Annotated in this window: 9 protein-coding genes and 1 pseudogene; 7 read left to right on the forward strand and 3 right to left on the reverse strand. The window is 67.6% G+C overall.

The genetic code is table 11. The features are described from left to right. Positions 1–308 precede the first annotated feature (308 nt). Together I55_RS32320 and I55_RS32325 are read left to right on the forward strand one after the other, a co-directional pair. On the forward strand, positions 309–653 hold the full coding sequence (locus tag I55_RS32320) for a helix-turn-helix transcriptional regulator (RefSeq protein WP_044564842.1): 345 nt from the start codon (positions 309–311) through the stop codon (positions 651–653). Further along, positions 650–1,624, forward strand: coding sequence for an SRPBCC family protein (locus I55_RS32325; RefSeq protein ID WP_044564843.1), 975 nt, complete (start codon positions 650–652; stop codon positions 1,622–1,624). Before I55_RS32320 ends, I55_RS32325 begins: the two co-directional genes overlap by 4 nt. Before the next feature lie 165 nt (positions 1,625–1,789). On the opposite strand, the gene I55_RS32330 is transcribed toward I55_RS32325, so the two are convergent. Both I55_RS32330 and I55_RS32335 read right to left on the reverse strand, forming a co-directional pair. Continuing rightward, entirely contained in the window at positions 1,790–3,502 is a 1,713-nt protein-coding gene (locus I55_RS32330) for a J domain-containing protein (RefSeq protein WP_044564844.1), read from the reverse strand. Positions 3,503–3,510: 8 nt separating this feature from the next. After that, positions 3,511–5,214, reverse strand: a complete 1,704-nt coding sequence (locus I55_RS32335; protein WP_044564845.1) for an Hsp70 family protein — start codon at positions 5,212–5,214, stop codon at positions 3,511–3,513. Between the two features lie 397 nt (positions 5,215–5,611). Between I55_RS32335 and I55_RS39645 the strand changes: the two are divergent. The 4 genes and pseudogenes from I55_RS39645 to I55_RS36650 form a co-directional block, all read left to right on the forward strand. After that, positions 5,612–6,241: pseudogene (locus I55_RS39645) on the forward strand (glutaminase); the annotation flags it as partial. 37 nt (positions 6,242–6,278) lie between these two features. Continuing rightward, entirely contained in the window at positions 6,279–6,506 is a 228-nt protein-coding gene (locus tag I55_RS39650) for a glutaminase (RefSeq protein ID WP_376739221.1), read from the forward strand. Between the two features lie 112 nt (positions 6,507–6,618). Continuing rightward, positions 6,619–7,818, forward strand: a complete 1,200-nt coding sequence (locus I55_RS36645) for a hypothetical protein (RefSeq protein ID WP_148294097.1) — start codon at positions 6,619–6,621, stop codon at positions 7,816–7,818. Beyond that, positions 7,787–8,230: a hypothetical protein gene (locus I55_RS36650; RefSeq protein ID WP_148294098.1), complete on the forward strand. Its 444-nt coding sequence runs from the start codon at positions 7,787–7,789 to the stop codon at positions 8,228–8,230. Before I55_RS36645 ends, I55_RS36650 begins: the two co-directional genes overlap by 32 nt. Positions 8,231–8,274: 44 nt before the next feature. Here I55_RS36650 and I55_RS32345 read toward each other — a convergent pair whose 3' ends face one another. Beyond that, positions 8,275–10,119: a DUF885 family protein gene (locus I55_RS32345; protein WP_044564846.1), complete on the reverse strand. Its 1,845-nt coding sequence runs from the start codon at positions 10,117–10,119 to the stop codon at positions 8,275–8,277. Between the two features lie 254 nt (positions 10,120–10,373). On the opposite strand from I55_RS32345, the gene I55_RS32350 reads away from it, so the two are divergent. Then, positions 10,374–10,676: NAD-dependent epimerase/dehydratase family protein (locus I55_RS32350; RefSeq protein WP_044564847.1), on the forward strand; the 303-nt coding region annotated here is incomplete at its 3' end.

The raw sequence follows: 10,676 nt of genomic DNA on the forward strand, positions 1-10,676 counted from the left end.
CGGGATAGTTCCCATCCGGACAGCAGCCAGAGCTGGCCGCCGGCGAAGGCGGCCTTGTCGATGTAAAGGCTCTCCCGCTCGGCAGCCTGCGCGATGCCCATTCCCGCCAGGAGCAGGATCGGCAGTCCCAGCGCCAGCGTCAGTCGCGTCCAAGCTGTGAACAACGTCGACCTCCCGAATTCAGGTGTTCCTGGAATGTTTCATGAACAATATCCGTGGCGCGTGCGTTTGCCTGCCGAAATTATGCCAATCCAGCAACTAAATACTAAACCCCTTGCTTTAGTATCGTCGCTACGATACTAAAGCATATGCTTAACCAACCATCCCCCCTCGATCTCACCTTCCAGGCCCTGGCCGATCCCACCCGCCGCGCGATGGTGGAGCGGCTGGTGCGCGGGCCGGCGTCGGTCAGTGAGCTGGCGCAGCCGCTGGAGATGTCCCTGCCGGCGGTGATGCAGCACCTGGCGGTGCTGGAAAGCTCCGGCCTGGTGCGGTCGGAGAAGGTGGGGCGGGTGCGGACCTGCCGCATCGACGCCGCGCAGTTGAGCCTGGCGGAGCAATGGATCAACCAGCGGCGGATGGAATGGGCCAGCCGTCTGGACCGGCTGGGCCAGTATCTCGAAACGCTGAAAAACCAAGGAGAGGAACCATGACCCAGGCTGACATCCCGGCGGGGGAGGCGGGCGTCCTGCACCCCGAGCCCGTCCGCATCTCCCGCACCATCCCGGCGTTGCGCGAGACGGTGTTCAAGGCGTGGAGCAACGCGGAACATGTGAAGCACTGGTTCGCGCCGGAGCATTTCACCGTGCCGCAAGCCACCGTCGATATGCGGGTGGGTGGCGCGTTCGAGGTGTGCATGCGCGCGCCCGACGGCACGGACCACTGGACACGCGGCAGCTTCGCCGAGGTCTCGCCGGTAGATCGCCTGGTGCTGGATCTGCGGGTGGATGGCGATGACGGCCGGGTGTTGTTCACCGCCTGGACCGAGGTCACCTTCGCCGACGCCCTGGGCGGCACCCGGCTGGACATCGTGCAGACCTACACCCTTTATGAGCCCGCCATGCTGCCGGCCATCGGCGGCGCGCCGGAAGGCTGGTCCCAGACCCTGGACAAGCTGGTGGCGGAGGTGGCGCGCATGGACGGCCGCACCGGCGAGGTGCCCGCCGAACGCTCCGTCGTCCACGCCATCTTCAGCCTGGAACGCACCTACGACGCGCCGGTGGCGCTGGTCTGGCGCGCGCTGTCGGACATGGAGGCCAAGTCCAAATGGTTTGGCGGCGACCCCAGCCAGTGGGAAGCGCTGGAGCGCACCATGGACTTCCGCGTCGGTGGCACGGAACGCGCCAAGGGCCGTTGGCAGGGGGGGATGACCTCAACCTTCGACGCCCACTACCTGGACATCATCCCCAACGAGCGCATCGTCTACAGCTATGTGATGCACCTGGACGCCCGCAAGATTTCCGTCTCGCTGGCGACCATGGAGCTGAAGATGGCCGGCGACGGCCGCACCACCCTGAAGGTGACGGAACAGGGCGCCTTCCTGGACGGCTATGAGGACAATGGTTCCCGCGAGCACGGCACCGGCTTCCTGCTGGACCAGCTGGGCAAGTCGCTGAAGAGTTGATGCCCTCAGGTGCCGGGCGCCGGCATCCGCCGGCTTGGCTTCCTCGGTTTCCAGTCCACTCTCGTTCCCTGGAAACCTGCGGCCCCCGGAAACCTGCGGCGGACGCCGTCGCGTCCTACAGCGGCACGAGCCAAGGCCTCGCACCGCTGCCGTGTGGAGCAGTCGTCAGCCTCGTGTGTGGTCCGCCTGCAGCAGGCGGGCCACCGTGACGCCCACGCTGGTGGTCAGGGCCAGGCCGCCGAAGAACAGGATGCCCTGCATCTCCGTCAGGCCGGCCATCCAGGGGCTGGAGCCCTGCAGCACGGCGCCGAAGGCGTAGAGCGCGTAATAGCGGTATTTTACCAGCCGCCCCGGCAGCAACAGCGAGGGGATGCGGTCCAGCGACTGCACGCAGGCCACCGCCGTGATGACCCAGGGGATCAGGTCCGGCTGGCGTAGCGCCGCCACCAGGCCGCCGATGGTACCCAGCGTCAGCAGGGCCAGCAGCCACAGGCTGGCCCGGCGGCGTGCCGGCGTCAGGCGTTCCATCCAGGCGCGCGCCGCCTGGGTGCCGCCTAGGACGATGGCGCCCAGCGTGGCGGCCAGCGCCATCTGCTGTGGCACCTCCGTCGGCAGGTTGGGCATCGTCCACACCAGCCACGCGGCCAGCGGGATGGAGTTGATCAGCAGCGACAGGCCGGCGGTGGGGATGCGGTCACCGCTGCCGGCCAGCTGGCTGACGGCCGCCCACCACAGCAGGACCAGGCACAGCACCAGCGTGACCACCAGGCTGACCGCGCCGGCGGGCAGGGCGGTAGCGGCGACGGTCAGCAGCAGGGCCGACGGCAGCCAGCCCAGGGTGACGCCTGCGACCCGGGCGGGGCGCTGCCGGGGCAGCCATTGGGCCAGCCACCGGGCGGGCACGCGGATGCCCAGCTGATAGACGACGCCGGCTGCGGCCAGCGCCGGCGGCAGCAGCAACAGATGCATCGGCCCTTCGGCCGGATCATCCGGCGGCAGGGTGGCCCGGACGTAAAGGTAGAGGGCCAGGAACAGGGGCGTGGTCAGCAGCGCCCACAGCAGGCCGGCGCTGAAACGCGGGGCGGCCAGGAACGCCTCCCACCGCGCCAGGGCCTGCGCGTCGAAATTGGCCCGCAGGGTGGGATAGTCGGTGCGGATCAGCGCCATCAGGGCGCGGACGTCCTTCATCCGGTCCGGCAGCATCAGGCGCAAGGCCGGGCTGTGCCGTCGCGGCGGCGCCTGGAGCAGGCGGTAGGCCTGGGCGAAGGTGTGGTCGCCGCGCGTGAGCGTGGCCAGGAAGGCCAAGTCGCGGCCACGCCGCTGGATGGCGGCCAGCAGGGGCGTCTGCTCCCCTGCCTTGGTGCGGTTCCAGTGGAAATGGGCGATTGCCGTGGGCACCAGGATGTCCGACCGGGGGGCCGTGGACAGCAGCAGCCGCGCCAGCCATTCCTCCGTCCGGTTCTGGATATCGATGTGGGCCAGGGCGGGGGAGGCCAGCACCGCGCTTAGGGCCTCCTCCAGCTTGGCGGGCCAGGGGGGCTCGGCCGCCGACAGCAGGCCGCCCAGGTGGTTGCACAGCTCGGCGTGGCGGGCGAAGGCCTCGTCCACCGCGTCCGGCTTGTCGTCCATCGGGGCTTCGGGCGCCGTCTCCGCCCCCTCCGCCGGCGCGTCCGTCTCCGCCGCGGCCGTCACCTCCTCAGCTGGGGCCTGGCGGCGGGCGTGCAGCAGCGCGTCCTCATAGGCCTGGCGCAGGGCCTGGAAACCGTCGGGATCATCCTCCGGGTTCGTGACCTTCAGGCGCCGGGCATAGGCGCGGCGGATGGCGACCTGGTCGGCGGTGGGGGCCAGCCGCAGGATGTCCCAGGGGTCGCGGTTCACAGGCCCACTCACAGGAAGGTCTCGCCTTCCAGCTGGTCCAGCGCGTCGGACAGGGACTGGCGGGCGGTGTCGATGGCGCGGGGATCCTGCCGGTCCAGCACGCTTTCGAACTCCGCCATCAGGTGGGCGACATAGGCGCGCCGGTCGCCCAGGAAGTCCTCATAGCAGCGGGCGGCGCGGGCCATGACGGCGCGGTTGGCCTCGCTGTCGCGGGGGTGGACCTTCAGGGCCGCCAGCGCCTGGCGCCGGGCCTCCAGGTCGTCCGGCTTGGCCGCCTCCTCGTCGGTGATGACCAGGGTGCGCTGCTCCCCCGTTTCCGGCACGTGGACGTCCACCTCCAGCAGGCCGTTGATGTCATAGGTGAAGCGGCAATCCACCTTGACGGCGCCGGCGGGCCGGGGCGGCACTGGAATGCTGACCTGGCCCAGCGCGATGTTGTCCTGCACGTCGCGCGACTCCCCCTGGTAGATGGTGAAGGTCACCGCCTTCTGGTTGGCCTGCAGGGTGTGGAAGCTGCTGACCCGGCTGGCCGGGATGACGGTGTTGCGCTCCAGGATGGGGGAGAAGATGCCCGTCCGCAGGCCGCCGTCGGCGCCGCGCTCCGCCACGTCCACGCCCAGGGAATAGGGGCAGACGTCGGTGATGACCACCTCGTTCAGGGCGGCGTCGCGGCCCTTCAGGCCGGCCTGCACGGCGGCGCCCAGGGCCACGGCCTCGTCCGGGTGGACGGCGTGGGCGGGGAAGCGGCCGAACATGCGGGTGACGGCGCGGCGCACCGCCGGCATGCGTGTGGCCCCGCCCACCAACACGATCTCCCGCAGCGACCGCGCCTCCAGCTGGCCGTCGCGCAGGGCGCGCAGCACCGGTTCGCGCAGGCGGTTGAGCAGGCCCTCGGCCTTGGCCTCGAACGCCTCGGTCGTCAGTTCGTACTCGAAGGTCCTGTCCTTCCACACCACGCGCACCGGCGTGGCCGCCTGGTCACTCAGGGTGCGGCGCGCCCGCTCGGCGGCGGCGCGCAGGCGCTGGTACAGGGCGTCGCTCTCCCGCGCGTCGCGGCCCCAGTCGGCGGCGAAGCGCTGGCGCAGGTCGTCCACGATCAGCTCGTTGAAGTCCTCGCCGCCCAGGCGGTTGTCGCCGCTGGTGGCCCGCACCTCGATCACGCCCTCGAAGATCTCCAGGATGGAGACGTCGAAGGTGCCGCCGCCCAGGTCGAACACCAGGAATTGGGTCTCCGCCTCCAGCTGGTGGATGCCGTAGGCCAGCGCCGCCGCCGTCGGCTCGTTCAGCAGCCGCTCCACCTTCAGACCGGCCAGCTCACCCGCCCGGCGGGTGGCCTTGCGCTGCTTGTCGTTGAAATAGGCCGGCACGGTGATGACGGCCTCGGTCACCGGCTGGCCCAGGTGGGCCTCCGCATCCGCCTTCAGGGCCTTAAGCACCAGGGCCGACAGCTCCTCCGGCAGGAAATCGCGCTTGCCCAGGCGGGTGACGCGTTGCGAGCCCATCAGGCGCTTGAAGGCGGTGGCGGTCAGGGTGGGGTGGGTGGCCTGGCGTTCGCGCGCCGGCAGGCCCACCAGCACCTGGCCGCCATCATCCAGGCTGACGGCCGAGGGCGTCAGCCGGTGGCCCAGGCTGTTGGCGATCAGCTCCGCCTTGCCATCCCGCCAGACGGCCACCGCGGAATTGGTGGTGCCCAAATCGATGCCGACGATCAACCCAACAACCCTCCCGAACCACCAACCGGCCCTGAACCACCAACCGGCCCTGAACCACGAACCGGCGGTGAGCGTCATTCCGCCACCGTTCTAGCCGCCGGGGCGGCCAGGGGAAAGGGGCGGATGGCCGCCGGACCCCAAGATTAGGACTTATGATCGCCAAGGCCCCGCCGCTACAGTGACGGCAATCGCCGGCGCCGCATGCCGGCCTGTCTGGTGAAGGGGGATCATGGTGATGAAGTCCGGTGTTTCACGGTGGGGGGCCGCCGTGTGTGGGGGCGCCCTGGCCCTGTCGCTCCTCCTGGGCGTGGGCGGGGCCTCGGCGCGCGAAGCCCCGCCGGCCGACACCGCCATCCAGCAGGCGGTGGACCAGGCCTACGCCAAGTTCAAGGGCGTGATGGAGGGGGAGAACGCCAGCTATATCCCCTATCTCGCCAAGGCGGACCCCAAGCTGTTCGGCATCGCCGTGGTCACGGCCGATGGCCGGGTGTTCAAGGCCGGCGACGCGGGGCAGGAGTTCCCCGTGGAGTCGATCGCCAAGGTCTTCACGCTGGCCCGTGTGCTGAAGGACCAGGGGCCGGACGCGGTGATGGCCAAGATCGGCGTGAACGCCACCGGCCAGCCCTTCAACTCCGTCCTGGCCATCGAGCTGAACAACGACAAGCTGACCGGCAGCCCGCCGGCCGGCAACCCCCTGGTCAACGCCGGCGCCATCGCCGCCGCCAGCCTGGTGCCCGGCGCCGATCTGAACACCCGTTGGAAGACGGTGCTGGACACGGCCTCCAGCTTCGCCGGCCGGACGCTGGCCCTGAACCAGGACGTCTATCAGTCGGAAATGGCGGGCAACCAGCACAACCAGGCCATCGCCCTGCTGCTGCAAAGCTATGACCACCTCTATGCCGATCCGGCCATGACGGTGGACCTCTACACCCGTGAGTGTTCCTACAACGTCAGCGCCGTGGATCTGGCCACCATGGGCGCCACCCTGGCCAACGGCGGCACCAACCCGGTCAGCCACAAGGCGGTGGTCGATCCCGCCCACCAGCGCCCGGGTGCTGGCCGTCATGGCCACCGCCGGCCTCTACAACACCACGGGCGAGTGGCTGTTCAAGGTGGGCCTGCCGGGCAAGAGCGGCGTGGGCGGCGGCATTCTGGCGGTGGCGCCGGGCAAGCTGGCCATCGGCGTCTACTCCTCCCGCCTGGACGCCGCCGGCAACAGCGTGCGCGGCCAGTTGGCGGCGCAATCCATCGCCGAGGCGCTGGGCCTGAACCTGTTCGCGGTGGGCAAGTAGGCGAGAGGGCGGGGGGCGGCCGTGGCGTGGGAACGGCCGGCCGCTTCGCCTTTAGATTGACAAGAACAAAAATAGAACATACGGTGCTCTTCCAGCAACAGGGAGAGCGAGCATGGATGGTTGGCAGCGTCGTTACCGCCTGAGCAACGGCCCGGGCGGCCTGGGTGTCAGTTGCACGGCCGAGGGCCTGGCCCTGGCCGGCGTGCCCCTGCTGGCCAAGGGCGCCGGCGGCTTCCAGGTGCGCCCGGCGGCGGAGGTGGCGGTGCTGCTGAGGCGTGCCTATGCGGGGGCTGAACCGGGCGCCGCCGTGTTGCCCGGCCTCACCAGGATCGCCGACGCCCTGAACCGGGGCGACCTGGCCCAGGCCATGATCCGGGCCGTGCACCTGCGCTTGCCGGAATTGGATTGGGACGCCGCCGTCCGCCTGACGCGCGCCAACGACAATCTGGCGAAGTACAGCCCCGACCAGCCTCGCGATTGGCATGGGCGATGGACGGATGGCGCGGGTGGAGAGCGGGGTGCGGATGGGGCGGTTGAGGCAAAACCGAAGGAGGCGGATAGGAACCCGGAGCCCGGCAAGGCGATCGCCGGATCGGATAAAAAGGATGCAGATGGTCCAAAAGCTACAGGGCTTCCCCCAGTCTCATCCGCGTCTGATTTTGCAATCCCCGCCACTCCTAATGATGCTCCTCCGGTGCTTAGGTTTGCCGATGAGAATCAGCAACAGATGGATACATATTGGCAGGAAAGCTTAGCGCCACTGTTGAATGCGCACGGAGCCAAGCCTCCTGAGGGGCAAGACGAGTGGGTCGTGGAGCAGGGGGCTACCATTGTCGCCCGGAGGTCTGATGGAGTTTTGGAGTTCCAAAACAAAGGCGGTTTAAACAGGAAAAATTCCGATAAAAGTGGAAAATTTGAACCTGACCTAAAATTGAAGGAACCCGATAAGTATACGGTTTTGGGGACAGGTCATACGCATCCTTATGATAGTGGAGCGACAGATATTTCGCTAAGTGGCAACGATTCGGCTTATTTAATGGATAACGGAATTAATTTCTCTTTGGTCCAAAGTGGAAAAGGGCAATTCCTTTTCCTGAAAACAAAGGAAACGCTTCGCTCAAAGGATTATGAGAGGGGTGGATCTGGTTTTGTGGAAAATTTCCAGGAAAATGAAAAAAGTATATTTCAACACAAGTTGCCAGAGCTCTTTTCCGTGGCGAGTAGGGAAGCAGCTATCGAAGCGGCAAAAATGTATCATCTCGCGTACTATGAGGGGCGCAATGGGACGCTATACCGGGTTTATCCTCCTTAAGGTCGTCCTGGTGGGCGCGGCGCTCATTGCGCCGCTCTTAGTGGTTTCGATAAGAAATAGTGATGGAAAGATTTGCCTTTCTCTTCCAGGTGATTCACCCCAGAAGGGAACCGCTGCCCCAACCATAGACGCCGCTCGGTTCAATCGAATTTTCTTCCTATGGTCTCTGGCACGAAATGCTGAGAATTCTCAGAATTTCGCGGGTGCAAACAGGTCTCTGCTCATGGCCATTGGGGCTGTGGGGCCGTGTCGATCACGGACATTTAACGGCTACGATCTGGACTATGAAACCGAGGCGGATATTTTTGAAGAGGATAGGGATTATGAAAGGGCGGCGCATATCAGAGAGGGGGTTTTGCGGGACTATTTCAGGGCTTGCATGGAGAGTTTCCTTGTAGGCGGTGCGCAATAGTCCAGGCGGTGGCCAGGTTTCCCCTGGTCGCCGCCCGGTCCGCCTCAGCCTTTTATCGCCGCGATGTGTTGGTCGATGATCCGTTCCAGCAGGGTCAGGGGCACGTTGCCCGACAGCACCAGGGCGTCGTCGAAGCGCTTCAGGTCGAAGCGCTGGCCCAGCGCGCCCTCGGCCTTGTTGCGCAGCATGTTGATCTGGTTGTGCCCCATCTTGTAGCCGCAGGCCTGGGCCGGCATGGCGCAGTAGCGGTTCAGCTCGCTGCGCAACTGGGCCACCGGCATGCCGGTGTTGGCATGGAACCAGTCCAGCGCCTGTTGGAAGCTCCAGCGCTTGGCGTGCATGCCGGTGTCCACCACCAGGCGGCAGGCGCGGAAGCCGATGGATTGCAGGTATCCCAGCTTGCCCAGCGGGTCACCGTCATAGGCGCCCAGCTCGTTGCCCAACTGCTCGGCATACAGCGCCCAGCCCTCCGAATAGGCGTTGAAGGCCAGATGGGTGCGGATCAGGGGCAACTGGTTGGCGTATTCGCCCTGCCAGATGTGGCCGGGAAGCCCCTCGTGATAGCACAGCGTCGGCAGGGAATAGCGCGGCCAGATGCCGGTGTCCTTGAGGTTGATGTAGTAATAGCCCGGCACGCTGCCGTCGATGCTGCCGGCCGAGGCGTAGCCGTTGGGGGCGCCGTCCTGGATGGCGGGCGGCACGCGGCGGATCTCCAGCTTGCCCTTCACCAGGGTGGCGAAGGCGCGGGGCAGGCGGGTGCGGATGTCGGCGATGCGGTCGTTCAGGTATTCCAGCAGCTTGGCGCGGCCGGCGTCATCGTTGGCGAACAGCAGGTCCGGCCGCTTGCTCAGCGCCGTCATGCGCTCGCCCACCGTGCCCTGGGTCAGGCCTTGGGCCTTCAGCAGGGTGTCCATCTCCGCCTGGATCTGGGCGATCTGCTCCCGCCCCTGGGCGTGCATCTCGTCGGCCGTGCGGGTGGTGGTGGTGCCGGCCTTCAGCGCCCAGGCGTAGTACTCCTCGCCGCCCGGCCGCTTCCAGATGCCGGCATCCGCCACGGCCACGGCGCGCTGGGCCTTGAACGCGGCGATCTGCTTGTCCATGGCTGGTGCCACCTTCTGGGTGCACAGCGCCTCGACGTCTCGGGCGTAGCGCTCCGGCAGCTTGGCCTTGGCCGCCCTCTGGCGCAGGCTGTCCACCACGCCCCACTGGGCGATGGGCTGGCCCCGTGCGGGCACCATCTGGCCCAGCATGATGTCCAGCACGAAATCCGGGGCCACCATGCCCAGCCCGCGCTCATGGTCCAGGCGCTCGGCTTCCGCCGCCAGCTCGCCGGCATAGGCCTCCACCCGCGCCAGGTAGGCGTCGGCATCGGCGGTGGTTTCCACCGCGTGCTGGGTGTCGAGGAAGGTGGGGACGTCGACATACGCGCCGCCCAGCTGCGACACCGAATAGGGCATGTTGCGGAAGCTGTTCTGGCCGGACAGCGTGCCCACGTCGCCGAAGGGGAAGCGCCAGCCCTCGATGGCCGTGCGGAACGATTCCTCCGTCACGTCCACGTTCAGGGCCTGGGCCGGTGACAGCCGGGCGCGATCCACCGCCTGCAGGGTCTTCAGCGTTTCCGCCGCCCAGGTGGCGCGGGCCTGATCGGCGGCGGCCGACCGGTCGGTCAGGCGGGCGTGCAGGGCGGCGCGGGCGCCCTTGTCGATGCCCAGCGCCGTGGCGTTTTCCGGATATTCCGCCAGCAGCCGCTCCGCGATGTCGGCCAGCAGCTTTTCCACGGCCGCGTCGCCTGGGGCCGCTTCCGCCGCTTGCAGGGTCCAGGGCAGGGCCGTGCTGGTCGCCAAGGCCGAGGCGCCCGCCAACAGCGCGCGGCGGCTGATATCCGTCATGTCTTCCCCCTGTCCATTGCAAAGCCGAGGCATTTTTTAAGCTGACAGCGTTTTTAACCGGCATCAAAGGGATGCGCACCTGGGAAACGAGGCGCGACGGGGTGTTGCTGAGGGAAGCCAGCCCGCCTTGGACGATCGCGAAGATAATACGGACGGCGCCGCATGGATCGTATCAACGGCCCCGCCTATCGTTCGGCGCATCGGGTGGCCCCGGGCCGCCCCCCTGTTCAGCAATCAAGCCATGAGGCGGTGTTATGCGCGTATTCGTGACGGGCGCCACGGGATTCGTCGGGTCGGCCGTGGTGCGGGAATTGATTGGCGCCGGCCACCAGGTGCTGGGGCTCAGCCGCTCAGACACCGGGGCGCGGGCCCTGGCCGAAGCGGGGGCGGAGGTTCTGCGCGGCGACCTGGAGGATCTGGAGAGCCTGCGGCGGGGCGCGGCCGCGGCGGAGGGGGTCATCCACACCGCCTTCATCCACGACTTCTCCCGCTTCGCCCGCAATTGCGAGGTCGATCGCGTGGCCATCGAGGCGCTGGCGGCCGTGCTGGCGGGCAGC

Origin of the sequence: Azospirillum sp. B4 (genome assembly GCF_000333275.1) — a bacterium.
Lineage (GTDB): Bacteria > Pseudomonadota > Alphaproteobacteria > Azospirillales > Azospirillaceae > Nitrospirillum.

Bases quoted from the DNA above. Each gene is read 5' to 3' on its own strand.
- I55_RS32320 (WP_044564842.1), top strand. From the start codon at position 309: ATGCTTAACCAACCATCCCCCCTCGATCTCACCTTCCAGGCCCTGGCC.
- I55_RS32325 (WP_044564843.1), top strand. From the start codon at position 650: ATGACCCAGGCTGACATCCCGGCGGGGGAGGCGGGCGTCCTGCACCCC.
- I55_RS39650 (WP_376739221.1), top strand. From the start codon at position 6,279: ATGGCCACCGCCGGCCTCTACAACACCACGGGCGAGTGGCTGTTCAAG.
- I55_RS36645 (WP_148294097.1), top strand. From the start codon at position 6,619: ATGGATGGTTGGCAGCGTCGTTACCGCCTGAGCAACGGCCCGGGCGGC.
- I55_RS36650 (WP_148294098.1), top strand. From the start codon at position 7,787: ATGGGACGCTATACCGGGTTTATCCTCCTTAAGGTCGTCCTGGTGGGC.
- I55_RS32345 (WP_044564846.1), bottom strand. From the start codon at position 10,119: ATGACGGATATCAGCCGCCGCGCGCTGTTGGCGGGCGCCTCGGCCTTG.